20 protein-coding genes are annotated in these 25225 nt (G+C 66.9%); 12 read left to right on the forward strand and 8 right to left on the reverse strand.

What is annotated here, in order from left to right; all coding sequences use genetic code 11:
* Positions 1–31: 31 nt before the first annotated feature.
* The 3 genes from groL to V9K97_RS16740 form a co-directional block, all read right to left on the reverse strand.
* Positions 32–1657: a chaperonin GroEL gene (gene groL, locus V9K97_RS16730; RefSeq protein ID WP_337319412.1), complete on the reverse strand. Its 1626-nt coding sequence runs from the start codon at positions 1655–1657 to the stop codon at positions 32–34.
* A 39-nt stretch (positions 1658–1696) separates the two neighbouring features.
* Positions 1697–2017 (reverse strand): co-chaperone GroES, encoded by a 321-nt coding sequence (locus tag V9K97_RS16735; protein WP_258503849.1) that lies wholly within the window; start codon positions 2015–2017, stop codon positions 1697–1699.
* A gap of 133 nt (positions 2018–2150) precedes the next feature.
* Positions 2151–2807, reverse strand: a complete 657-nt coding sequence (locus tag V9K97_RS16740) for a diguanylate cyclase (RefSeq protein WP_258503850.1) — start codon at positions 2805–2807, stop codon at positions 2151–2153.
* Between the two features lie 201 nt (positions 2808–3008).
* Here V9K97_RS16740 and V9K97_RS16745 point away from each other — a divergent pair, with 201 nt between their 5' ends.
* From V9K97_RS16745 to V9K97_RS16755, 3 genes are all read left to right on the forward strand, one after another.
* On the forward strand, positions 3009–4079 hold the full coding sequence (locus V9K97_RS16745; protein ID WP_337319533.1) for a glycosyltransferase family 4 protein: 1071 nt from the start codon (positions 3009–3011) through the stop codon (positions 4077–4079).
* A gap of 3 nt (positions 4080–4082) precedes the next feature.
* Positions 4083–6227 carry an amylo-alpha-1,6-glucosidase gene (locus tag V9K97_RS16750; RefSeq protein WP_337319414.1) on the forward strand — a complete coding sequence of 715 codons (2145 nt, stop codon included), beginning with the start codon at positions 4083–4085 and terminating at the stop codon, positions 6225–6227.
* A 195-nt stretch (positions 6228–6422) separates the two neighbouring features.
* Positions 6423–8684: a LamG-like jellyroll fold domain-containing protein gene (locus tag V9K97_RS16755; RefSeq protein ID WP_337319416.1), complete on the forward strand. Its 2262-nt coding sequence runs from the start codon at positions 6423–6425 to the stop codon at positions 8682–8684.
* On the opposite strand, the gene V9K97_RS16760 is transcribed toward V9K97_RS16755, so the two are convergent.
* Positions 8681–9598, reverse strand: a complete 918-nt coding sequence (locus V9K97_RS16760; protein WP_337319417.1) for a protein NO VEIN domain-containing protein — start codon at positions 9596–9598, stop codon at positions 8681–8683. The two genes, V9K97_RS16755 and V9K97_RS16760, sit on opposite strands and share 4 nt — an antisense overlap.
* Positions 9599–9669: 71 nt before the next feature.
* Entirely contained in the window at positions 9670–10605 is a 936-nt protein-coding gene (locus V9K97_RS16765) for a LysR family transcriptional regulator (RefSeq protein WP_258503855.1), read from the reverse strand.
* A gap of 125 nt (positions 10606–10730) precedes the next feature.
* On the opposite strand from V9K97_RS16765, the gene V9K97_RS16770 reads away from it, so the two are divergent.
* From V9K97_RS16770 to V9K97_RS16790, 5 genes are all read left to right on the forward strand, one after another.
* On the forward strand, positions 10731–11339 hold the full coding sequence (locus V9K97_RS16770) for an NADPH-dependent F420 reductase (RefSeq protein WP_337319418.1): 609 nt from the start codon (positions 10731–10733) through the stop codon (positions 11337–11339).
* 60 nt (positions 11340–11399) lie between these two features.
* On the forward strand, positions 11400–11789 hold the full coding sequence (locus V9K97_RS16775; RefSeq protein WP_337319420.1) for a hypothetical protein: 390 nt from the start codon (positions 11400–11402) through the stop codon (positions 11787–11789).
* Between the two features lie 77 nt (positions 11790–11866).
* A complete protein-coding gene (locus tag V9K97_RS16780) occupies positions 11867–13102 on the forward strand; it encodes a TolC family protein (protein WP_337319422.1) in 1236 nt (411 codons plus the stop codon).
* Positions 13099–14598 (forward strand): efflux RND transporter periplasmic adaptor subunit, encoded by a 1500-nt coding sequence (locus V9K97_RS16785; RefSeq protein ID WP_337319424.1) that lies wholly within the window; start codon positions 13099–13101, stop codon positions 14596–14598. Before V9K97_RS16780 ends, V9K97_RS16785 begins: the two co-directional genes overlap by 4 nt.
* Positions 14595–17726 carry an efflux RND transporter permease subunit gene (locus tag V9K97_RS16790; protein ID WP_337319426.1) on the forward strand — a complete coding sequence of 1044 codons (3132 nt, stop codon included), beginning with the start codon at positions 14595–14597 and terminating at the stop codon, positions 17724–17726. Before V9K97_RS16785 ends, V9K97_RS16790 begins: the two co-directional genes overlap by 4 nt.
* On the opposite strand, the gene V9K97_RS16795 is transcribed toward V9K97_RS16790, so the two are convergent.
* On the reverse strand, positions 17723–18829 hold the full coding sequence (locus tag V9K97_RS16795; RefSeq protein ID WP_337319428.1) for an SMP-30/gluconolactonase/LRE family protein: 1107 nt from the start codon (positions 18827–18829) through the stop codon (positions 17723–17725). The genes V9K97_RS16790 and V9K97_RS16795 overlap by 4 nt on opposite strands.
* 143 nt (positions 18830–18972) lie before the next feature.
* On the opposite strand from V9K97_RS16795, the gene V9K97_RS16800 reads away from it, so the two are divergent.
* The 3 genes from V9K97_RS16800 to V9K97_RS16810 are packed head-to-tail and all read left to right on the forward strand — an operon-like array spanning position 18973 to position 21572.
* On the forward strand, positions 18973–20433 hold the full coding sequence (locus V9K97_RS16800; protein WP_337319431.1) for a cytochrome ubiquinol oxidase subunit I: 1461 nt from the start codon (positions 18973–18975) through the stop codon (positions 20431–20433).
* Positions 20423–21430 carry a cytochrome d ubiquinol oxidase subunit II gene (gene cydB / locus V9K97_RS16805; protein WP_337319432.1) on the forward strand — a complete coding sequence of 336 codons (1008 nt, stop codon included), beginning with the start codon at positions 20423–20425 and terminating at the stop codon, positions 21428–21430. The genes V9K97_RS16800 and cydB overlap by 11 nt, the downstream gene beginning before the upstream one ends.
* Entirely contained in the window at positions 21417–21572 is a 156-nt protein-coding gene (locus V9K97_RS16810) for a DUF2474 domain-containing protein (RefSeq protein WP_337319434.1), read from the forward strand. Before cydB ends, V9K97_RS16810 begins: the two co-directional genes overlap by 14 nt.
* Before the next feature lie 13 nt (positions 21573–21585).
* Here the strand turns inward: V9K97_RS16810 and V9K97_RS16815 are convergent, their stop codons facing one another.
* Together V9K97_RS16815 and V9K97_RS16820 are read right to left on the reverse strand one after the other, a co-directional pair.
* Complete coding sequence (locus V9K97_RS16815; protein ID WP_258503860.1) at positions 21586–21804, reverse strand: hypothetical protein; 219 nt, start codon at positions 21802–21804, stop codon at positions 21586–21588.
* Positions 21805–21885: 81 nt separating this feature from the next.
* A complete protein-coding gene (locus V9K97_RS16820; RefSeq protein WP_337319436.1) occupies positions 21886–24117 on the reverse strand; it encodes a copper-transporting P-type ATPase in 2232 nt (743 codons plus the stop codon).
* Between the two features lie 321 nt (positions 24118–24438).
* Here V9K97_RS16820 and V9K97_RS16825 point away from each other — a divergent pair, with 321 nt between their 5' ends.
* Positions 24439–25185 (forward strand): carbonic anhydrase, encoded by a 747-nt coding sequence (locus V9K97_RS16825; protein WP_337319438.1) that lies wholly within the window; start codon positions 24439–24441, stop codon positions 25183–25185.
* The last annotated feature ends 40 nt before the right edge of the window (positions 25186–25225 follow it).

Below are 25225 nucleotides of genomic sequence, written 5' to 3' on the forward strand. Positions count from 1 at the left end.
TTCGCGCTTCAGCTAAAGGCGTGCAACCGGCTCAATAGTCCATGCCGCCCGCCGGCATGGCCGGAGCCTTCTCGGCGGGCTTGGGCAGTTCCGCCACGGTCGCGTCCGTTGTGAGGATCAAGCCCGCGATCGACGCCGCGTTCTGCAGCGCGGTGCGGGTGACCTTGGTCGGGTCGACCACGCCGATCTGCACCAGGTCGCCGTACTCGCCGGTCGCTGCGTCGTAGCCATAGTTGCCCTTGCCCTCGAGCACCTTGGAAACGACCACCGAAGGCTCCACGCCCGCATTGGCGACTATGGCCCGCAGCGGTGCCTCGAGCGCGCGCAGCGCAATGCGAATGCCCGCGTCCTGGTCGGCATTGGCACCTTTCAGCTCGGTGGTGGCCGCACGCGCGCGCAGCAGCGCCACGCCGCCGCCGGGCACGATGCCTTCCTCGACAGCCGCGCGCGTGGCGTGCAGCGCATCGTCGACGCGGTCCTTCTTTTCCTTCATTTCCACTTCGGTGGCGGCACCGACGCGGATCACCGCCACGCCGCCCGCGAGCTTGGCCACGCGCTCCTGCAGCTTCTCGCGGTCGTAGTCGCTGGTGGCCTGCTCGATCTGCGCCTGGATCGACTTCACGCGCGCATCGATGAGCGCCTGGTCGCCCGCGCCGTCGATGATGATGGTGTTCTCCTTTTGCACCTCGACGCGCTTGGCGCGGCCCAGGTCTTCGAGCGTCGCCTTGTCGAGCTGCTTGCCGGTTTCTTCGGAGATCACCGTCGCGCCCGTGAGTACCGCAATGTCCTCGAGCATTGCCTTGCGGCGGTCGCCGAAGCCCGGCGCCTTGACAGCCGCCACCTTCAGCACGCCGCGCATGGAGTTGACCACCAGCGTGGCAAGCGCTTCGCCCTCGACCTCTTCGGCCACGATCAGGAGCGGCTTGCCGGCCTTTGCGGCGGCTTCGAGCACCGGCAGCAGTTCGCGGATGTTCGAGATCTTCTTGTCGTGCAGCAGCACCAGCGGATCGTCGAGGTGCGCCACCTGCTTCTCGGGGTCGTTGATGAAGTAGGGGCTCAGGTAGCCGCGGTCGAACTGCATGCCCTCGACCACGTCGAGCTCGTTATCGAGCGACTTGCCGTCTTCCACCGTGATCACGCCTTCCTTGCCGACCTTCTCCATTGCGTCGGCAATGATCTTGCCGATGGCTTCGTCGGAGTTGGCCGAAAGCGCGGCCACCTGCGCGATCTCCTTTCCGGTAGAGATGGGCTTGGAGAGCTTGCGCAGCTCTTCGAGCACCGCGGCGGTGGCCTTGTCGATGCCGCGCTTCAGGTCCATCGGGTTCATGCCCGAGGCCACGTGCTTCATGCCCTCTTGCACGATGGCCTGCGCGAGCACGGTGGCGGTGGTGGTGCCGTCGCCCGCCACGTCGGCCGTCTTGGAGGCGACCTGCTTCACGATCTGCGCGCCCATGTTCTCGAACTTGTCGGCAAGCTCGATCTCCTTGGCCACCGACACGCCGTCCTTGGTGATGGTGGGTGCGCCGAAGCTGCGTTCGAGCAGCACGTTGCGGCCCTTGGGACCGAGCGTGACCTTCACCGCATCGGCAAGGATGTTGACGCCCGCGACGATGCGCTGGCGGGCGTTGTCATGGAACCTGACGTCCTTGGCAGTCATTTTTTCATCACTCCTTTCACAACGGGTTTCTGGACATCATCAGGCGACGCGCTTCAGGCCGCCGCGTTCGCTGGTGTCGACAACCGCGAGCACGTCGTCCTCGCGCATCACCAGCAGTTCCTCGTCTTCGACCTTGACCGTCTGCCCCGCGTACTTGGCAAAGAGCACCTGGTCGCCCGCCTTCAGGTGCAAGGGGCGCAGGGTGCCGTCCGCAAGCAGCTTCCCTTGGCCCACCGAGAGCACCTCGCCCTGTTCGGGCTTCTCCGCGGCCGAGTCGGGAATCACGATGCCGGAAGCCGTCTTGCGCTGCTGTTCGATTCGCTTGACGATCACCCGGTCGTACAGAGGATGAAGTTTCATGTTCAATCTCCTAAGCGATACAGGTCATCAAAAAAGTTGAACCGGCACCGAGAAATGCCGGCGCGCGAGAGCTATGGGCTGGCCGCCGCCGCTTCAAGAGGGTGCGCCGCAGATTTTTTTGTGACGATTTTTTTCAGCCGCCACCAAGCAGGATGCGGTCCGCACGGCCCAGCCGGTAGACGGTGCGGCGCGCCGCATCGTCGCCATGCAGCGGCTGGGGCATCACGGGGCAGGGCAGCGGGCGCCCGCCGCTCTCGTCGAGCGTGTCGTCGCCATCGTCTTGCACTTCGGCCCAGATGCCGCGCTTGCGCGGGCGGAACAGCCAGCGCAGGTAGCCGCGGTGCGCGGCAAGCCGCATCAGCTCTTCGCGGTCGGGCGCATCGGCCATGACGTGGCCGTTGTCGCTGTCGTCGTCTTCGTAGTAGCCAAAGGCGCGTCGGCCGTCGCTCACTTCGGTTGCAGGCGCGCCAAGCCGCCACCATGCCGGCCGCTCGAGCCGCTCGACGTCCCAGGCGCCGAGCTGCCACGCCGCCTCGAGCAGCGATTGCTCGAGTGCGTCGAACGCATCGAGCACGCCCTGGGGCATGTCGAACTGCGCCATCGACTGCGGCACCGGCCGTGCGGGCAGTTCGAGGCCCGGCAAATGCAGGGGCGTCTGCCGGAAGAAGCCGTGCCAGTGCAGGGACAGCAACGCAGGCGCTTCTTCGCGGGCCACGGCGGTCACGGTCACCGCATACAGCGGCAGCCGCATCGCGTCGGACTGGTCGGCAACGGTTTCGAGAATGTTCATCAAGAGACCTCCAATGCAACGCGAAAAAATCTAGAACAAGCCGGCGCCGGCTGCAAGCGGCGAATGCCGCAGGGGCGCTTTTTGAATGCTCTTGAAATTAAAAACAGCCGCATCAAAATTACAGCTTGGAAGCCTCGCGCCTCCGTTTCTTCGCCCTCATTCCTTGTTCATTCATTTCCTCCCGAGGAGACTGTCTTGACGATGAAGATCGCGCAGATCGCACCCCTCTACGAAGCCGTTCCGCCGCGGCTCTACGGCGGCACCGAACGGGTCGTCGCCCACCTGGCCAACGCGCTGGTCGACCAGGGACACGAAGTCACGCTGTTCGCTTCGGCGGACACCCAGACCCGGGCCCAGCTGGCCCCCATGCGCGCGCAGGCCCTGCGCCTGGACCCGGCGCCGCTGAAGTCCGACCTGGCCAGCCACCTGAGCATGCTTCACGAAGTGCGGCGACGAGCGCACCAGTTCGACGTGCTGCACTTCCACGTCGACCTGATGCACTTTCCGTTCTTCGAGGACATGGCGGGCCGAACGCTCACCACGCTTCATGGCCGGCTCGACATTGCCGATCTGCCCGGCGCCTACATGCGCTGGAGCCGCTATCCGCTGGTCTCCATCTCGCGCCACCAGCGAAAGCCGCTGCCTTTTGCCAACTGGTTCGCGACCATTCCCCACGGGCTGGACGAAACGCCCTATGCCTTCCAGCCCAAGCCTGATGGATACCTGGCTTTCCTGGGGCGCATCTCGCCCGAGAAGCGGCCCGACCGCGCCATCGAGATCGCGAAGAAAGCGGGGCTCCCGCTCAAGATCGCGGCCAAGGTCGATGCAGCCGATGCAAGCTACTTTGCGCAAAAGATCAAGCCGATGCTCGACCACCCACTGGTCGAATTCATCGGCGAGATCGGCGATGCCGACAAGGCGAAATTTCTTGGCGGCGCTCGCGCGCTGCTCTTTCCCATCGACTGGCCGGAGCCCTTTGGCCTGGTGATGATCGAGGCCATGGCTTGCGGCACGCCGGTGATCGGGTGGCGCTGCGGCTCGGTGCCCGAAGTGATCGAGCACGGCGTGAGCGGGCTCATCGTCGAAGACGAAGTGCAGGCGGTGGAGGCGGTGCGCGCCATCGGCAAGCTCGACCGCCGCCGCGTGCGCGAGGCGTTCGAAAGCAGGTTCTCCGCGCATGCGATGGCAAGTGCCTACGTCGAGCAATACCAGCGGCTGATCGGTGGCGGGGTGCTGCCGCCGCAAGACCACGTCTACCACGAGGCGGCCTGAGCGATGAGCGTTGAAGTGCCTGCTGTCGATCAGGCCGAGCCGGCCACCGAACGCGCGGTGCAGCACGCGTTCGTGCTCAAGGAGGGCGACACCTATTTTGTGATGGACGGCCACGGCGACGTGGGCGGCGGTGTGGACGGGCTCTTTCACGACGACACGCGCATGCTGTCGACATTCGTGCTGCGGCTCGACGGCGCGCGTCCGTCGCTGTTGTCCAGCGGGGTGAGCCAGGACAACGTCTTCTTCACCGCCAATCTCACCAACCGCCCGCTGCCGGTGCTCGGATCGACATCGATGCCGCAGGGCGTGATCCATCTGGAGCGCAAGCGCTTTCTGTGGGGCGCGCGGCTGTTCGAGCGCATCCGGCTCGTCAACTACAGCGACCAGCCCGCGCAGGCGCCGCTCACGCTGCAATTCGGCGCCGACTTTCGCGACATGTTCGAAGTGCGCGGCCAGCAGCGCGCACGGCGCGGCGAGATCGGCGCGCCAGAGGTGGGAACGCACGGCGTGGTGCTGCGCTACCAGGGGCTGGACACGGTCACGCGCCTGGCTTGCATCGACTTTTCACAAGTTCCGCAGCGTCTCGATGCAGGCACCGCCGCATTCACCGTGCCGCTCGCGGCGCACGGCGAGTGGACGCTCCACATCGAGGTGGGCACGGAGCCCGGCCAGCCCAGCGCGGCACGGTTCCGCGAGGCCGGCGTGCTCGCGCGGTGGCGCATGCGCGCACGCCAGCGCCGCGGCTCGCGCCTGCAGGCTTCGGGTCGCTTGTTCCAGGCCTGGCTCGATCGCTCGCGCGCCGACCTTGCGCTGCTCACGACCGACCTGCCCACGGGGCCGTATCCCTACGCGGGCATTCCATGGTTCTCGACACCGTTCGGGCGCGACGCCATCGTCACCGCTTTCCAGACGCTGTGGATCGACCCGAGGCTGGCGCAGGGCGTGCTCGAATTTCTTGCGGCGCGGCAGGCGCACCAGACCTCGAGCTTTCGCGATGCCGAGCCCGGAAAAATCATGCACGAGACCCGCAAGGGCGAGATGGCCGCGGTCGACGAACTGCCCTTCGGCCAGTACTACGGTGGGGTCGACACCACGCCGCTTTTCGTGGCCTTGGCAGGTGCCTATGCGCGGCGCACGGCCGACCGCGCCACCATCGCGCACATCTGGCCCGCGCTGTGCGCCGCTTGTGAATGGATGGAGCGCAACATGGCGCGCCACCCCGATGGCCTGCTCGCCTACCAGCGCGGTGAAGCGAGCGGCCTTGCCAACCAGGGGTGGAAGGACAGCCACGACTCGATCTTCCACGCCGACGGCCGCACGCCCGAAGGGCCGATTGCTCTCGTCGAGGTGCAAGGCTATGTCTATGCGGCCTTTCTTGCGATGTCGTCCATGGCCGAGTGGCAGGGCGACTCCGGCGCGGCCCGTTGGCGCCAGCGTGCGGAGGCCATGCGCGAAGCGGTCGAAAGCCGCTTCTGGCTCGACGACCTGAAGTTCTACGCGCTCGCCATCGACGGTGCCAACCAGCCCTGCCGCGTGCGTGCCTCGAATGCGGGGCATCTGCTCTTCACGGGTCTGCCGGGCGAAGAGAGGGCCCTGTCCGTCGGCCACCAACTGCTGTCGTCGGCCTTCGCATCGGGCTGGGGCATTCGCACCTTGCCGACGGAGGCGGTGCGCTTCAACCCGATGTCGTATCACAACGGATCGGTGTGGCCGCACGATGTTGCGCTGTGTGCGGCCGGGCTTGCCCACTACGGCGAGCGAGACGGCGTGGTGCGCATCCTGGACAACCTGTTCGAGACGGCCTCGCACTTCGGCATGCGCTTGCCCGAACTGTTCTGCGGCTTCGACCGCCAGCCCGGCCAGTCCCCCGTTGCCTACCCTGTGGCCTGCCTGCCGCAGGCATGGGCGGCGGGCTCGGTGTTCATGCTGCTGCAAGCCTGCCTGGGCCTGCAGGTGGACGGCGTCCGGCGCGAGGTGAAGATCGTGCAGCCGCAGTTGCCCGCGGACATCGACCAGCTGCACGTGCAAGGGCTGCAGGTGGGGAGTGCGCGGGTCGACCTGCACTTTCAGCGGCTCGAAGAACGCATCGTCGTGGTCGCGCAATCGGCGCCCGGCACGCCCAAGGTCGACGTCAACCTGCAGCTTTAGCGGTGCGGCGCAAAGCGTGACATTTATGAGCGCACCGCGCGGCGCGCGTGACACTGATTGTCATGTGCAGAGGGTTTTGCGGGCCCTGAGGCTTTTTTGCGCAGCGATCCGCAAGCGAGGCGAATAGAAAAGGGCTCATCTGCGAATTGGGCATGCATGTTGCGGTAGCAAGGTTTAACAAAACCTCAATACAACATGCATCAACCGGCCAGCGAAGACAACAACCTCCCCGACAACACCCTCGACAACTCCCTGGACCGCCGCATGTTCTGCATGGGCGCGATGAGTCTCGCCGCCCTTGGAACCGCCGCTTGTGGCGGAGGAGGAGGCGGCAGCGGAGCGGGCAGCATCGGCCTGCTTGGCGGTGCGACGCAGGGCACCGCTGGTGCGGCACCCGGTCCCGCAACGGGTTCCGGCTCCGAAGACGTGCCGGCGCCAGCGCCCTCGCCCGCGCGAACGAAGCCGTTCGTTCACCCCGGCCTGCTGCACACCGAGGCCGACTTCGAGCGCATGCGCCTCAAGGTCGCGGCCAACGCACAGCCCTGGCTCGCCGGATGGAATGCGCTCACATCCAATGGCCGCTCGCAGCTCGGCGCCACGCCGAGGCCGCTGGCCACGGTGATTCGGGGGGACGTCCCGGGCCAGAACTTCGCGCAGTTCTACATCGACGTTGCGCGTGCCTACCAGTTGGCGCTGCGCTGGAAGGTTTCGCAGGACACGCGCTATGCCGACCTGGCGATCAGGTTCCTCAACGAGTGGTCGTCCGCGTTGACGGCGATCGAGGGCAACGCCGACCGCTTTCTTGCGGCTGGCATCTACGGCCAGCAGTTCGCGAACGCGGCCGAGATCATGCGCACCTATCCGGGCTGGGCGGCCAGCGACTTCGCGCGCTTCCAGAACATGATGCTGACGGTGTTCTATCCGCTCAACCACAGCTTTCTCGTCAACCACAACGGCTCCGAGATCACCAACTACTGGGCCAACTGGGACCAGTGCACGATTGGTGCCATCCTGGCCATCGGCGTGCTGTGCGACCGGCGCGACATCTACGACGAGGCCCTGAACTACTACAGGAGCGGCGCGGGCAACGGCGCCGGCTTGCAGGCGGTCTATCACATGCATCCCGGCTATCTGGGCCAGTGGCAGGAGAGCGGCCGCGACCAGGGCCACTGCACCCTGGGCATCGGCCTCGCAGGCGCGTTCTGCGAAATGGCGTGGAACCAGGGCGACGACATCTACGGCTATGAGAACAACCGCTTTCTGGCCGGTGCCGAGTACGTCGCCAAGTCCAATCTTCGCGACGGCGCGGGCGACTTCTACACTGTGCCTTTCGTCACCAACGTGAACCGGCAGGGAACGCAGTCCGTGCTGGCGGCGGGTGGGCAGGGCCATCGGCGCGGAATCTGGGAGAGCGTGCACAACCACTATGCAAACCGCCTCGGCATTGCCACGCCCTACACCGCGCTGCAGGCCGAGCAGATGCGCCCGGAAACGGACGGCAACAACGGCGACCAGCTCGGCTTCGGAACCCTGACCTTCACGCGCGATCCGCTCACGGCGCTCGTGCGGCCGAGCGGGCTCACCGCGCGGGTGCGCGCCTCGCAAGTGGAGTTGTCGTGGTGGGGCAGCACCGGCGCGCTGAGCTACTCGGTCAGGCGCGCCTCCACCGCGGGCGGGCCCTACAGCACCACCGTGGCTTCAGGCATCACCGACACGCTGGCTTTCACCGACACCACCGGCGTCGCGGGAGAGGTGTATTACTACGTCGTGGTTGCCGTGAACGCAGGGGGAGAGAGCGAGCCATCCGCCGAAGCGCGGGCCGCCCTCAAACCCGAGCTGCTGATGCACCTCAGGTTCGACGAAGCGCAAGGGAACTCCGCCGCCGATGCGACAGGCCGGTTAGCCGCCAGCGAACTTGCCGGTGGCGCGGCTTGGACTGCGGGCCGCAACTCAGCAGGGGCTGTCGCCCTGGGCGGCACGGGCGCCTACATCAACCTGCCCACGGGCTTGGTGAAGGACGCGGCCGACTTCACGATCGCATGCTGGGTGTACGTGGACAGCCTCTCGACGTGGTCGCGCGTCTTCGACTTCGGCTCCGGCACGCGCCGCTACATGATGCTCACGCCGCGCAGCAATGCCGGCACCGTGCGCTACGCGATCTCCAGGGTTCACGGCTACAACGAGCAGGTGATCGAAGGCGCGTCGCCGCTGCCGACCGGGCGCTGGGTGCACGTGGCCGTGACCCTGGCCGGCACGCTCGGCACGCTGTATGTCGATGGCGTGGCGGTCGGCAGCAACGCGCAGATGACGCTGGCGCCCTTCGAGCTGGGAGAGACCACGCAGAACTTTCTCGGACGCTCGCAGTATCCGAACGATCCGGCGCTGCGCGCGCAACTGGACGACTTCCGGGTCTACCAGGGCGCGCTGGGGGCTGCGGAAATCGCGGCGCTGCTCTAGCTCTCGGCTTCGAAGCCGGGCGCCTGGCTCATCTCCGAAGGCTTGTAGATCTTGTGCTGCGCGGTGGGCCCGCCGGCATCGGCCACCACCAGCAGGCGCCAGAGCGGCTCGCGCGTGGAGCACGCGTTTTCTTCGGGGGTGAGGCGGAAGTTCGGCGTTGCCGTGGAGGTGCCCTTCACGGTGACCCTGAGAAGCGTTGCGCCTTTCGCGTTCGACACCTCGATGTCGTAGCCCAGCTTCTGGCTGGTCACGTCCTCGGCGTTGTAGCCGTAGCCCTTGAAGTGGCCCATGACATACGCCATGGCGGCAGCCTGGACCTCTTCCGCCGAAGCCGGCTTGGCCGCCTCGGGCTCCGCTTCTACAGCCGCCGGAACGCCGCCTCGCGCCTTGGCGGCCTGCATGTCGGCGTCATCGGGAACCCAGCCGCGCGGGCCGCGCACCAGCACCGCCAGCAGCTGCTCGGGCTCCCAGCTTGCGACGTGCCATTCGGAGTCGTCGCGCACGCGGGTGGACACCTTCGCGCTCTTGTTGCTTTCGAGTTCTGCAATCGCAACCCGGTTGGTCTGCACGACCGCGCGGAAGGCCTGGCCTGCGTCGAAGGTGCGCTTGAGCAATGCAAGGCGGTCCTTGGCGCGCTGGACCTGGTTGGGCGTTCGCGTGCCGCCGCCCGGGCGGTGCTGCGTGTCGAGCGATTCGAGATAGAACCAGCGCCCGTTCGCACCCACGTGCACATACTCCGCCCAGATGGTGGCAATGACGTTGTCGCCCGTGGCCATCCAGGCGTACTCGAAGGGCTTGTCGCGCGCGTCGAACACGCCCATCTTGGCGACGATTTCAACCGGACTGAGCCGCGGTCCTGACAGGCGCATCTCATCGATGACGGCGAGTACGCGGGGGTCGACTTCCTTGTCCATTCAGCGGGCTTCTGGCGAGTTTGGGGGGTGGGAGTATGCCGCATCATCACCGCCGAACAAGTCAGCCGGTGTTACCGCGTGCGGCTGCCGGCGGACAGGCGCTGGGCCAGCTTCTGCTCGCGGAACGCCGCGGTGACGAAATCGACAAAGGCGCGCGTCTTGCCCGGCAGCAGCTTCTGGCTCGCGAAGTACAGCGAGAGCGGGCCGAGGTCGCAGTGCCAGTCGGGCAGCAGCCGCTCCAACGCGCCGCTCTGCAGGTGTGGCGCGGCGTGCGGCACGGCGACGAGGCCGATTCCCAGGCCCAGCAGCGTTGCACGGCAGAGCGCATCGGGGTCGTTGACCACCATCACCGGCTTCTGCGTGGCGGCCATTTCGCGTCCGGCGCCGTTGCGCATGACCGGCGTGCGAACGCGGCTGTGCAGCGGCGAGCGCAGGGCCACGCCTGCAAGGTCGGCAAGGCCGCCCGGGTCCTTCGGCCGGCGCTTGCCGCGCAGGAAGCCGGGCGATGCCACCGCAATCAGGTGGATGCGCCCCAGCTCGCGCGCCACCATGCCGGGCGGCAGATCGAACCCGCCGCCCACGGCTGCGTCGAAGCCGCCGGCAATCAGGTCCAGCGGACGGTTGTCGAAGAACCAGTCCGGAACGACCGCCGGATACTTTTCGAGAAAGCCGGGCATCAGCGGCAACAGGTAGTCCATGCCGAAGCCCGGCGCCGCGCTCAGCCTGAGCACCCCAGCCGGCTGCCCGGCATTCACGGTGATGTCCGCAATGGCGCCCTGGATGCTGTCGAGCCCGCCCTGCACCGATTGCAAGAACCGTTCGCCCGCCTCGCTGAGCGTAAGGCCGCGCGTGCTGCGCTGGAACAGGCGCACGCCCAGGTTGCGCTCCAGCTGGGCGACGTTGCGGCTGACTGCTGCGGGTGTGAGCGCGAGCCGGCGTGCCGCCGACGAAAAGCTGCCCGTCTCCGCGCTGCGCACGAAGGATTCAAGGTTGGCGAGGGTTTCCATTGCAGCGGATTTCAACAAATGCTTGAAAGTAATTCAAGCCAGTCACGACTATTGCTATGGGGGGCGAATACCTAGAGTTGAACCCGGCAAGACGATCTTGCGCACTTCACTTCAAGGAAAACCAAATGAAAATCGCCATCATCGGCGCCGGCGAAATCGGCTCCGCCATCGCTCGCCAACTCGCACGCAACGGCATCGAAGCCGCCATTGCCAACAGCCGCGGCCCGCAAACGCTGCAGCCATTGGTCGACGAACTGGGTCCCCGCATCAAGGCCGTCGAGCTCAAGGAAGCGGCCCAGGCCGACCTGGTGTTTGTCGCGGTCAACTGGAACCGCCTGCACTCCGCGCTGAAAGACCTGGGGCCGTGGAATGGCCGCATCCTCGTCGATGCCAACAATGCCGTCGAAGCGCCGTCGCTGAAGCCGATCGACGTGGGCGGCCGCGCTTCCAACGAAGTGGTGGCCGAACTGGCGCCGGGCGCTCGCGTGGTCAAGGCCTTCAACCACCTGGCGGCTGCCGCGCTGGAAGCCGACCCGAAGGTCGCAGGCGGCCGCCGCGTGCTGTTCCTTTCGGGCAAGGACGCCGATGCCAAGAAGACCGTGAGCGAACTGATCGCCCGCCTGGGCTTCACCCCCATCGACCTGGGCGGCGTGAACGAAGGCCGCCTCGTGCAGTTTCCGGGCGGCCCGATGGCGATCCTGAACCTGGTGAACCTCGACGAGCCGGCGGCCTGAGCAACGCGGTGCCCGCGCGGGCTCCCTTGCGAGCCGCGCGGGGCTACACTCCGCTCACACATGGTCCCCAGCCGCTTTATCCACCGCCAGTTGGCCGCGTTCTTCGTGGTCCTTTCGCTGCTGTTCTCGCAGCTGGCGCTGGCAAGCTATGTCTGCCCCGGCGCGGCAGATGCCGCGGCAATGGCCGAAATGATGGCCGCAACGGGCGAACCCTGCGAAGGCATGGACACCGCTCAGCCCGTGCTGTGCCACCAGCATGCCGCGGACATGTCGCTGTCGTTCGAGCCCGTGAAGGCCGCGACGCCTTCGCTGCCTGCCATCGTGCAGGTACTGGCCCTGCCCGTGGTGCTGGCTTCGCAGGGACATGCGCTTCCGCCGCAGGCCCGGCCCGAGCGGCAGCATCCGCCGCCCGATCCCGTTTTTCTAGCGACCCGCAGACTCCGCGTCTGAAATTCTCCGTCGACTGACCGGTGCCGGCGCGGCTCGTCCGCTTGCCGGCCATTGCCTCGTTCGTCCGCGGAGTTGCCATGGCCCCTCTTTCCTTGCGCGCAGCCTTATTGGTCGTAGCGCTGCTGCCGTACCTTGCTGCGGCCGCCCCCTTGTCCCTTCAGAACGCGCTTCAGCTTGCGGCCCAGCGCTCCGAGACCACGCGCGCCGCACGCGCCGGTTTGTCGAGCGCCAAGGAAGCGGCGCATGCGGCGGCGCAGCTTCCCGATCCCACGCTGCGCGTCGGCATCGACAACCTGCCTGCGACCGGGCCGGACCGCTTTCACACCGCGCGCGAACCGATGACGATGAAGCGCATCGGCATCAGCCAGGAGTGGCTGTCCGCCGACAAGCGCGCGGCGCGCCAGGCGGCCGCGGATGCGTCGGTCGGCCGCGAAACGGTGCAGGCGCAGGCGGCCTTGGCCGAGACCCGTCTGCAGACCGCGCTCGCCTACGTCGAAGCCTTCTATGCCGGCGAGGCGCTGAAGCTGGCCACGCTCATGGAGCGCCACGCCCACGAAGAACTGGAGGCCTCGCGCGCGCGCCTGTCGTCGGCTGCCGGGAGCAGCCAAGACGTGCTCGCGCTGACCGGGGCAAGAGGCGTCTCGGAAGACGACGCGGCGGAAATCCGGCAGCAGCAGAACGCTGCGCGCGTTGCGCTGCAGCGCTGGACCGGCGTGCAGCCCGATGAACTGGTGCCGCCGGCGGGCACCGTTGCGCTCCCTTCGGAAGAGGCCTACGTTGCCGCGCATCCGGCCGTCGCCGCCATGCAGCGCGATGTGGAAGTGGCCGCGCAAGCCGCGGCGGTGACCGCATCCAATCGCAAGCCCAACTGGACCTGGGAGCTCGCCTACGGCCAGCGCACCGGCTACGCTGACATGGTGTCGGTGGGTGTGAGCATTCCGCTGCCGGTGGCGCCTGGCGACCGCCAGGACCGCGACACCGCCGCCAAGCTCGCGCTGGCCGGCAAGGCCGAGGCCGAACTGGCCGAAGCGATGCGCGCCGCCACCGCCGAATACAAATCGCTGATCGGCGATGCGCAGCGCCTGCAGCAACGCATCGACCGCTATCGCGCCGGCGTGGTCGTTACCGCCGGCCAAAGGGCCGCGGCCGCAACGGCGGCCTACCGGTCCAACCAGGGCGATCTGGCTGCCTTGTTCCAGGCGCGGCATGCCGAAGTCGAGGCGCAGCGCAAGCTGCTGGCGCTGCAGCGCGATCTCGCCAAGACCCAAGTTCAACTGGCCTTCCGGCCGATCAACGCCGAGGTGGCGCAATGAACCGAAAACTCACTGCCGGCATGTTGCTGCTGGCCGCCTTGCTGCTCGCTGGCGGTGCCTTCTACCTGGGCCGCAAGACGGGCCAACATGCGGACGCTGCCATGAGCTCGGCCCCCGGGGCCGAGGGCCGCAAGGTGCTCTACTGGCACGATCCGATGGTGCCGGGCCCGCGTTTCGACCAACCCGGCAAGTCGCCGTTCATGGACATGCAACTGGTGCCGATGTATGCCGACAGCGCTACCGGCACAGGAAGCGAAGGGGGCGTGAAGATCAGCCCCGCCGTGCAGCAGAACCTCGGCATCCGGTATGCCGGCGTGCGGCGGGTGGAAACATCTTCGTCGTTCGATGCCATTGGAGCCGTGCAGTTCGACGAGCGGCTCAACGCCGCGGTGCAGACCCGCGTTGCGGGATATGTCGAGGGCCTCTCGGTCCGCGCGCCGATGGAGCGCGTGCGCAAAGGCCAAGCCCTGGCGACTGTCTTCGCGCCCGATTGGCTCGGTCCGCAGAACGAGTGGCTCGCGCTCAGGCGCTCGGGCGCTTCGCCCGATCTCGTCGCGGCAGCCCGCGAGCGCATGCGGGCCATGTCCATTCCCGCCGAACTCATCCGGCGCAGCGAGGAAGCCGGCACCGCGCAAGCGCGCTACGTGCTCACCGCGCCGGTCGACGGCGTGGTCGCCGAGCTGGGCGTGCGCGAAGGCGTTGCGGTCACGCCCGGTATGACGCTCTTTCGCATTGCCGGCCTGCAGAAAGTGTGGGCGGTGGCCGAGATTCCGGAAGCACAGGCGGTGCGCCTGGGGCGCGGCCAGAAGGCTCGGGCCGTGCTCCAGGCCGACGCGTCCGAGTCGTTCGACGGCGCGCTCGACGAAATCCTGCCCGAGATCAACACCGCCACGCGCACCTTGAAGGCTCGCTTCGAGGTCGACAACAGGGCCGGAAAACTCACGCCCGGCATGTTGCTGCGCCTGCAGGTGGCCGGGCCTGCGGCCAGCCGGCTGGTCGTGCCGTCGGAGGCCGTGATTCGCACCGGCAAGCGCGCGGTGGTGATCGTGCGCAGGGCCGACGGCGCTTTCGAGCCGCGCGACGTGTCGCTGGGCGCCGACGCGGGGGACGACACCGAAGTGGTCTCGGGGCTCGCCGAGGGCGAGCAGGTGGTGGCGAGCGGCCAGTTCCTGATCGATTCGGAGGCGCGGCTGCGCTCGGTGCTCGGCAGCATGGCGGCACCTGCATCCGCATCGCAGGCTGCATCGCCGGCCGTCGTGCTGCACAAGGCAGAGGGCAGGGTGGAGAGCGTGGCGGCCGACGGCATCACCATCTCGCACGGTCCGGTCGCCACGCTCCTGTGGCCTTCCATGACGATGGGCTTTTCCAAGGCGTCGCGGAGCGCCTTCGCCGACATCAAGCCGGGCGACAGCGTGCGCTTCGAGTTCAAGGAGGGCGGGCCCATGGGCTATGAGCTGGTCTCCGTGCAGCGCGTGCAACCGGCCCGCAAGCCATGATCGCCGCGCTCATCCGCTGGTCCATCGGCAACCGTTTCCTGGTGCTGATCGCGACGCTGTTCCTGGTGGCTGCGGGCGTGTGGTCGGTCGCGCGCACGCCGCTCGACGCATTGCCCGATCTGTCGGACACGCAGGTCATCATCCGCACGCCCTTTCCGGGCAAGGCGCCCCAGGTGGTCGAGGACCTTGTGACCTACCCGCTGACCACCACCATGCTCAGCGTGCCCGGCGCCAAGACCGTGCGGGGCTATTCGTTCTTCGGCGACTCGTTCGTCTATGTGCTGTTCGACGACAAGACCGATCCGTATTGGGCGCGCTCCCGCGTCGTGGAATATCTCAACCAGGTGCAAAGCCGGTTGCCCGCGGGCGCCAACGCCTCGCTGGGCCCGGACGCCACCGGCGTGGGATGGATCTATGAATACGCGCTGGTCGACCGCACGGGCACGCGCGACATCGGGCAGCTGCGCGCGCTCAACGACTGGTTCCTCAAGTTCGAACTCAAGACGGTGCCCGACGTGGCCGAGGTGGCGAGCATCGGCGGCATGGTGCGCCAGTACCAGGTGGTGCTCGATCCCGACCGAATGCGCGCGCTGGGCATCGCGCAGTCGATGGTCGTGGAGGCCTTGCAGAAGGCCAACCAGGCTTCGGGCGGCTCGGTGGTGGAGTTTGCCGAGGCGGAGTACATGGTGCGATCGCGCGGCTACCTGCGTTCGCTGGACGATTTCCGGAGCATCCCGCTCGCGGTGGCGGGCGCAACGCCGGTGCTGCTGCGCGACGTGGCCACCGTGCAGATCGGTCCCGAGATGCGCCGCGGCATCGCCGAGCTCGACGGCGAAGGCGAAGTGGCCGGCGGCGTGGTCGTCATGCGCTCGGGCAAGAACGCCCGTTCGACCATCGAGGCCGTCAAGGCCAGGCTCGAGGCGCTCAAGCCAAGCCTGCCGCCGGGGGTGGAGATCGTGCCCACCTACGACCGCTGGCTGCTGATCGACCGCGCAGTGGAGAACCTGCGCGGCAAGCTCATCGAGGAGTTCATCGTGGTGGCGCTGGTCTGCGCGGTGTTCCTGTTCCACCTGCGCTCTGCGCTGGTCGCGGTGGTGGCGCTGCCCGTCGGCGTGCTGGCTGCGTTCATCGTCATGCACTGGCAGGGGGTCAACGCCAACATCATGTCGCTCGGCGGCATCGCAATTGCCATCGGTGCCATGGTGGACGGCGCGATCGTCATGGTCGAAAACGTGCATAAGCACATCGAGGCTTTCGAAGCCGCCGAGGGCAGGCAACCCGATGTGGCCGAGCGGTGGCAACTTGTGGCGGATGCATCGGTCGAGGTGGGGCCCGCGCTGTTCTTCTCGCTGCTGGTGATCACGCTGTCCTTCGTGCCCGTGTTCTCGCTCGAGGCGCAAGAGGGGCGGCTGTTCTCTCCGCTCGCCTTTACCAAGACCTACGCCATGGCGGCCGCGGCGGGCCTGTCGGTCACGCTGATTCCGGTGCTCATGGGCTATCTCATCCGTGGGCGCATTCCGCACGAGGGCGCCAATCCGGTAAACCGCCTGCTGATGGCGGCGTACCGGCCCGCACTGGAGCTGGTGCTGCGCTTTCCCAAGGGAACACTGGCCATTGCCGCGGTGCTGCTGGCACTCACGGCGGTGCCGCTGATGCGGCTCGGCGGCGAGTTCATGCCGCCGCTGGACGAGGGCGACCTGCTCTACATGCCTTCCGCGCTGCCCGGGCTTTCGGTGTCGAAGGCCTCCGAACTGCTGCAGCAGACCGACCGGATGATCAAGGCCGTGCCCGAAGTCGAGCGCGTGTTCGGCAAGGCCGGCCGGGCAGACACCGCGACCGATCCGGCACCGCTCGAGATGTTCGAGACCACCATCCAGTTCAAGCCCAGGGCGCAATGGCGCGCGGACATGACGCCCGACAGGCTCATCGAGGAACTGGACCGCGCGGTCAAGGTGCCGGGCCTCACCAACGTGTGGGTGCCGCCCATCCGCAACCGCATCGACATGCTGGCCACGGGCATCAAGAGCCCCGTCGGTATCAAGGTGGCCGGCGCGGACCTGGCCACCATCGATGCGCTCGCCACGCAGATCGAGGCCGCGGTCAAGAATGTGCCCGGTGTCTCATCGGCGCTGGCCGAGCGGCTCACCGGCGGGCGCTACATCGATGTCGACGTCGACCGGCTGGCGGCGGCACGCCACGGGCTTTCGGTGGCCGAGGTGCAGGCCGTGGTGTCCACGGCCATCGGCGGCGACAACGTGGGCGAAGTCATCCAGGGCCGCGAGCGCTATCCCATCAACGTGCGTTATCCGCGCGAGATCCGCGATTCGCTGGAGCGCCTGCGGCAACTGCCTTTCGTCACGGCCAGGGGCGCGCAGCTGCTGCTGGGCGATGTCGCGAAGATCAGCATCGAGGACGGTCCGCCGATGCTGCGCAGCGAGAACGCACGGCTGTCGGGGTGGGTCTATGTCGACGTGCGCGGCCGGGACTTGCGCTCAGCCGTTACCGAGATGCAGGCAGCCGTCGGCCGGGCTGTGCAGATGCCGGCGGGCTATGCGGTGTCGTGGTCGGGCCAGTTCGAATACCTGGAGCGTGCGACCGAGCGCCTGAAGCTGGTCGTTCCAGCGACGCTGGCGGTCATCTTCGTGCTGCTCTACGTGCTGTTCAGGTCGTTCGGCGACGCGGCGTTGGTGATGGCGGCCGTGCCGTTCTCCCTCATCGGCGGCTTCTGGCTCATCTGGGCGATGGGCCATTCGATTTCCGTCGCCACGGCAGTGGGCTTCATCGCGCTCGCCGGCGTTGCGGCCGAGTTCGGCGTGGTGATGCTGGTCTACCTGAAGAACGCGCTCGCGCGGCGCCTCGACGCCGGGGAACCGATGAACGAAGAGACCCTGCTGGCCGCCATCCGCGAAGGCGCTGTGCTGCGGGTGCGGCCCAAGGCGATGACGGTTGCCGTGGTGATGGCCGGGCTGCTGCCCATTTTGTGGGGCAGCGGTACCGGCTCGGAGGTGATGACCCGCATCGCAGCGCCCATGGTGGGCGGCATGGTCACCGCGCCATTGCTGAGCATGCTGGTCGTCCCCGCGGCCTGGTACCTGATGCGGCGGCGCGCGCTTTCCCGCGGAAACTAGACTGCGCCGTGCGCTTCCACGTAGAGCGCGTAGAGCGAATGACTGCTCGTCATGTAGAGGCGGTTGCGCTTCGGTCCGCCGAACTCGAGATTGGCGCACCGCTCCGGAAGGCGAATGAAGCCGATCGGCTTGCCTTCAGGGTTGAAGATCTTCACGCCGTCCATCTCTTCGGACTTGCCGAGCGGCAAGTGTGCCTTCATCCCGCCGCCCACCTCGGTGGGCTCCGGCGAGAAGGCGCCGCTGAAGCCCCAGCCGCACCAGAGGTTGCCGTCCCGGTCGACCCGAAAGCCGTCGAGCGCGCCCGGGCCGTCGGCGTCCACCAGCTTCGTCTTATTCGACACGCTGGTGCCGTCGGCTGAAACGTCGTAGCTCCAGATGCTGCGGTTGGGCGTGCCCTTCCACTCGACCACGTAGAGTTTTTTCTCGTCCGGCGAGAACGCGAGTCCGTTCGGGTTCACCAGGTCGGTAATGACGGCGGTGAGCTTGCCGTCCTTGGCAATGCGGTAGACGTTGGTGGTCGCCTGTTCGGGCGTTGCCCTGGAACCTTCCCACTCGCCGTTGATGCCGAAGAGGGGATCGGTGAACCACACCGTGTCGTCCGACCTGACGACCACGTCGTTGGGCGCGTTGAGCTTCTTGCCTTCGTAGCTGTCGGCCAGCACCGTCATGCGGCCGTCTTTCTCGGTGCGCACCACGCGGCGGGTGACGGAGTGTTCGCAGGTAATCAGTCGGCCCTGGCGGTCGCGCGTGTTGCCGTTGGCAAAGTTGGCGTTCTGCTTGTGCACCGTGAACTTGCCGGTCTTCTCGTCGTACTTCATGAGCCGGTTGTTCGGAATGTCGCTGCACAGCAGGTAGCCGCCTTCAGGAAAGTACACCGGCCCTTCGGCCCACCGCATGCCGGTGCCAAGCTGCTCGACCGTGCTGCTGTAGATGCGGTACCTGGCAAAGCTCGGGTCCAGTATCAGCACGGAGGGATCGGGGTAGCGCTGGTTGGGTTTGAAGTCGAAAGACTGCGCGCCGGCCAGGCCGGCCAAGGCGGCGAGTCCCGACCCCGCGGCGGTCTTGATGAAGCGGCGGCGCGGCTGAAGGGGTTCGTTCTGCATCTGCAAATCTCCTTTTGTCGTTGTGAATCCGGCAAGCCCGCAGGTGCGCCAACGGTGGCGACAGGCTGCATGGGCAGTGGCCGGCGCTCATCTTACGGAGGCGCCTGTTGCGGCGATCTGCTTGTGACGTTAAGGTCGGCCGCATGGACGCCCTCCTGCTCGCCCGAATCCAGTTCGGCTTCACGATTTCGTTCCACATCATCTTTCCGGCGCTCACCATCGGGCTGGCGAGCTACCTGGCCGTGCTCGAAGGCCTGTGGCTGCGCACCGGCCGCAAGGTGTACCTCGACCTGTACCAGTTCTGGATCAAGGTGTTCGCCGTGGCCTTCGGCATGGGCGTGGTGTCGGGCCTGGTCATGGCCTACCAGTTCGGCACCAACTGGAGCAACTTCTCCCGCTTCGCCGGCGGCGTGACCGGGCCGCTGCTGGCCTACGAGGTGCTGACCGCGTTCTTCCTTGAAGCAGGTTTTCTCGGCGTGATGCTGTTCGGGCGCGAACGCGTGGGGCCCGCGCTGCACTTCGTTTCGACGATTGCGGTGGCCGTCGGAACGCTGATCTCCGCCACCTGGATTCTTGCGTCCAACAGCTGGATGCAAACGCCGCAAGGCCACGAGATCATCGACGGGCGCGTGGTGCCGGTCGACTGGCTCATGGTGATCTTCAATCCGTCGTTCCCCTACCGGCTCGCGCACACCGTCACCGCCGCCTACCTGGCCACCGCGCTGATGGTCGGCGGTGCGGGAGCCTGGCATCTGCTGCGCGGCCACGACAACACGCGCGTGCGCACCATGCTGTCGATGGCGCTGTGGATGCTGCTGGCCGCCGCGCCGCTGCAGGCGGTCATCGGCGACCAGCACGGGCTGAACACGCTCGAGCACCAGCCGGCCAAGCTAGCGGCCATCGAAGGCCACTGGGAGCGCACGCCCGAGGGCGAAGGCGTTCCGCTGAAGCTCTTCGGCTGGCCCGACATGAAGGCCGAGGTCACGCGCTACGCGGTGGAGATTCCGCGCGCCGGCAGCCTGCTGCTGGCCCACAGCTGGAGCGGGCAGATTCCCGCGCTGAAGGATTTCGCGCCCGAAGACAGGCCCAACTCGACCATTGTGTTCTGGACCTTCCGTGCCATGGTGGGCCTGGGCGTGCTGATGATTGCGCTGGCCTTCTGGGGCTTGTGGTTGCGGCGGGGAGGGCGCCTCTACGCGAGGAAGAGCTTTCTGCGCTTTGCGGTGGCGATGTCTCCGGCCGGGCTGGTGGCCATCCTGGCTGGCTGGTACACCACCGAGATCGGCCGCCAGCCGTGGATCGTCTACGGTCTCATGCGCACGGCCGATGCCGCGTCGCCGCAGCATTCGACAGGGCAGGTCGGGTTCACGCTGGGCCTGTTCGTCATCGTGTACCTGGTCGTGTTCGGCGCGGGCACGGCCTATGGGCTGCGCCTGATCGCCAAGGGGCCGGCCGGAGACGAGGCCGAACGTCCCGCGTGGGGCGGGCCCGGTGAAACGCGAACGCCGATGCGCCCGCTCTCCGCCGCGCCCGAAGACGACCAGGTCGATGACGCCGGCAGCCGCACCGAAAGAGCCAAGGAGGGCGACCGTGATGGGCATTGATCTTCCCCTCATCTGGGCCGTCATCATCCTGTTCGGTATCATGATGTACGTGGTGATGGACGGCTTCGACCTGGGCATCGGCATCCTGTTTCCGTTCGTGCCGGCCAAGGAAGACCGCGATGTGCTGATGAACACCGTGGCACCCGTGTGGGATGGCAACGAGACCTGGCTCGTACTCGGCGGCGCCGGACTGCTGGCGGCGTTTCCGCTGGCCTATGCGGTCATCCTCAGCGCGTTCTACCTGCCCTTGATCCTGATGCTCGTGGGGCTGGTGTTCCGCGGCGTGGCCTTCGAGTTCCGCTTCAAGGCGCGTGCGGGCAAGCGCCGCTGGTGGGACCATGCGTTCATCGGCGGCTCGGTCACCGCAGCCTTCTTCCAGGGTGTGACGCTCGGCGCCTTTCTCAACGGCATGCCGGTGGCCGATGGCAACTACGCGGGCGGGCCGTTCGACTGGATCTCGCCGTTCTCGCTCTTCACCGGCGTGGCGCTGGTGGCGGCCTATGCGCTGCTGGGCGCCACCTGGCTCGTGATGAAGACCGAAGGCCGCCTGCAGATGCGCATGCGCAGTCTGGCAAGGCCGCTGGCCTGGCTCATGCTGGCCGTGATCATCGCCATCAGCATCTGGACGCCGCTCGCGCACGAGGCCATTGCCAGGCGCTGGTTCAGCTTTCCCAACCTGCTGTGGTTTGCACCGGTGCCCACGCTGGTGACCCTGGTCACATGGCGCCTGCTGCGCGACCTGGGCGGCGACGGACATGCGTCGCCCTTCGTGCTCACGCTGGTGCTGCTGTTCCTGGGCTACACCGGGCTGGGCATCAGCCTGTGGCCCAACGTCATTCCGCCGGACATCAGCATCTGGCAGGCGGCGGGTCCGCCGCAGAGCCTGGGCTTTGCGCTGGTCGGTGCCTTGCTGATCATCCCCGTCATCCTGATGTACACCGCATGGAGCTACTGGGTGTTCCGCGGCAAGGTGCGCCATGGCGATGGGTACCACTGACCCCGGCCCCGGCGGCCGCGGCAAATGGTTGCGCCGTTTCGGATGGCTGCTCGCCATCTGGCTGACCAGCGTCGGCACCCTTTTTGTGGTGGCGCTGGTCTTTCGCTGGCTGATGCGAGCGGTGGGCCTCACTGCGCCGTGAGGCCTGCCGCAGGCTAGTGGTGCTGCGCGTGGGCTGCAGGTGCGGCTCGCCGGCGAATTTCGCTCTGCAGTGCACGCTGCCCCGCCGCCAGCGCGGCTTCGTAGGTGTCCGCCGGATCGAAGGCGTCGCGAAGCACCTTGGGGTTCGCTCCGTCCGTATCCGTTTCAAGCAGGCGCCAGACATAGGAGCCGAGGGCTGGCTCCTCGATGATGAGTTCGATGGGTTGTGTCATTGCTTCAACTTGCACAAACCGGGGGCGAATGTCTGTAGGCCGAATTCGAATGCTGCGGGCCCTGCATCCGATTTGAACTCTTCAAGCGGACTTCCTGCCGTCGCTCGCCGCCCGAAGCCTCAACGCATTGCTAATGACCGACGCCGAGCTCAGGCTCATCGCCAGCGCCGCGATCATCGGCGACAGCAGCCAGCCCGTGAACGGAAACAGCACGCCGGCGGCCAGAGGGACGCCGAGCGCGTTGTAGATGAACGCGAAGCCCAGGTTCTGCTTCATGTTGGCAATGGTCTTCTCGGAGACGATGCGCGCCTCTGCAATCCCCCGCAGGTCGCCTTTCACCAGCGTGACCTGCGCGCTGTTCATTGCAACGTCGGTGCCGGTGCCCATCGCCACGCCCACGTCGGCCTTGGCGAGCGCGGGCGCATCGTTGATGCCGTCTCCCGCCATGGCGACGATGCGGCCTTCGCGCTGCAGCTTTTCGACCAGCGCCAGCTTGTCGGCGGGCTTGACTTCGCCGTGCACCTCGTCGATGCCCAGCCTGGCTGCAACGGCGCGCGCGGTGGTCAGCCCGTCTCCGGTGGCCATGATCACGCGCATGCCCGATGCCTTGAGCGCCGCCAGCGCCTCCATGGTCGTGGCCTTGACGGGATCGGACACGGCGAGCAGGCCCATCGGCTGGCCGTCGGCGGCAAGGAACATGACGCTCGCACCTTCGGCGCGCAGGGCTTCGGCCTGCGGCTTGAGTGCGTCGACCGGCACGCGCAACTGGTCCATCAGCGCGGTGTTGCCCAGCGCCAGCTTGCGGCCGCTGACGATGCCGCTCACGCCGATGCCACTGCTGGACTCGAACTCGTCTGCGGCGGCCAACGCCAGGCCGCGTTCGCGAGCCGCCTCGACGATGGCGTGCGCCAGCGGATGCTCGCTCCCCTGGTCCAGGCTGGCGGCAAGGCGCAGCACGTCGTCTTCCGTGAAGCCGGGCAAGGCCACCGCGCGTTCGAAGCGCGGCTTGCCTTCGGTCAGCGTGCCCGTCTTGTCGACGATGAGCGTGTCGACCTTGCGGAAGTTCTCGATGGCCGCCGCGTCGCGGAACAGCACACCCTGGGTGGCGGCCTTGCCGGTGGCCACCATGATCGACATCGGCGTGGCCAGGCCGAGCGCACAAGGGCAGGCAATGATGAGCACCGCCACCGCGTTGATGAGGCCGTGGGTCCAGCTTGGCGCTGGGCCGAAGAATCCCCACGCAAGAAAGGTCAGCAGCGCAATGCCGATGACGACCATGACGAAGTAGCCCGCCACCTGGTCGGCCATGCGCTGCATCGGCGCCCTGGAGCGCTGGGCCTGCGCCACCATCTGCACGATGCTCGCGAGCACGGTTTGCGAGCCGACTTTTTCCGACTGCATCACCAGCGCGCCGTTGGTGTTGAGCGTGGCGCCGATGAGCTTGTCGCCGACGCGCTTGGTCACCGGCAGCGGCTCGCCCGTGAGCATGGACTCGTCGACCGCGCTTGCGCCCTCGACCACCACGCCGTCTACCGGCACCTTTTCGCCGGGCCGCACGCGCAGCTTGTCGCCGACATGCACATGCGCAATGGGAACATCTTCTTCAGTGCCGTCGGCACCGATGCGCCGTGCCGTCTTGGGCGCAAGGCCCAGCAGCGACTTGATGGCCGCGGAAGTTTGCGACCGCGCCTTCAGCTCGAGAATCTGGCCCAGCAGCGTGAGTGAAATGATCACCGCCGCCGCTTCGAAGTACACCGCCACGCGGCCCATCGACATGAACGAATCGGGAAAAGCGCGGGGCGCCACGGTGGCCACCACGCTGTAGACGAAGGCGGCAGCGGTGCCCAGGCCGATGAGCGTCCACATGTTCGGACTGCGGTTGACCACCGATTGCACCGCGCGCTCGAAGAAGGGCCATCCCGCCCACAGCACGATCGGCACGGAAAGCACCAGCTCGATCCAGCTCTGCGTGGCCATCTCAAACCACTGCAGTCTGTGGCCCGCCATGGCGAGCACGGTGACTGCAATGGTGAGCGGCAGCGTCCAGAAAAACCGCCGCTTGAAGTCGCGGAGTTCGGGATCTTCCTTCTCGTCTGCGTCGAGGCTCGGCATTTCCGGCTCCAGCGTCATGCCGCACTTGGGGCAATTGCCGGGGTGGTCCTGCCGTATTTCCGGGTGCATCGGGCAGGTGTAGATCGTGGGCGATCCGCCCGCCGCGCCGGGCTCGACGGCATTCACCGGCGCAGGGTGGCCGCCGTGATGGTGGTGCTGATGATGGTGGTCGTGTCCTGGGTTGGAACGCATGTCGTTCATTCGAATTCTCCAGCGGGAACCATGGGGCCGCAGCGCCGAGGGGACGGCGCAGGCAGGCGAGGTTTGAGGGTCAGCCTCCGGTCAGGTAGGCGTCCAGACAATCGCGCCGGCCTCCGGCGGCTTCGGCGGATGGCCTGCTTGCGTAGTGGCCGCAGGTCATCGACTGGATCTCGAACTCATGCATGGCAACTCCTTGGTTGTTGAATAAGCGGAGTTCAGTTTCAGGGTTGACATGGTGGCAAGGTCAAGCCGGTTCTGCGTGCCTTTCGCTGGAGGGGCTGCGGCTCCTCTTACAACTTTCTTCCTCTGGAATCCTTGTCCATGTTCCCAGTTTCTCGCTGTCTCCTGAGCCTTGCGCTGCTCGCGGCTTCAACGGTCCACGCCCAGGCGCTGGACTACGACCATCAGGAAAACTGGAAGGCGGTTCACGACAGCGCCCAGTCGCCGATCGATATTCCCACCGGCGAAGCCAAGGCCGGCGATGCGCTCGAGCCGCAAGACATTCGCCTGAGCAACGCTCGCGCGGCGCTCGACGTCGTCGACAACGGCCATGCGGTGGAGGTCGAGGCGAAGGGGCCCGACGCCATGATTCGCGGCCGGCACTTCAAACTGTTGCAGTTCCACTTCCACGCCGAGAGCGAACACACGGTGGACGGCAAGCACTTCCCGCTCGAAGGGCATTTCGTCTTCCGCGCCGCGGACGGGCGGCTGGCTGTGGTGGGTGTCATGTACCGCGAAGGCCCGGCCAATCCGCTGGCAGCCAAGGTGCTGGCGGCACTCGAGAAGGAAGGCCATGGCGAGCTGTCCAAGGCCGATATTTCCGTTCTGCTGCCCAAGGACAAGGCCTACTACCACTACCTGGGTTCGCTGACCACGCCGCCGCTGACCGAAAACGTCGAGTGGTATGTGCTGCAGGCGCCGGTGTCGCTGTCTCCGGCGCAGATTGCGCAGTTCCGCGCGCGCTATGCCCACAACAACCGGAAGCTGCAGGAGCTCAACGGGCGTCCGCTGATCCGCTTTCCGTCGGTGTCGCTGACCGCCAATCGCGCAGCCCCTGCCAGCCGCTGAACGCCAAGCCAAAAACAAGCCCCCGGTTCTTCGCAGAGCC

Source organism: Variovorax sp. CCNWLW186, assembly GCF_037203865.1.
GTDB lineage: Bacteria > Pseudomonadota > Gammaproteobacteria > Burkholderiales > Burkholderiaceae_C > Variovorax.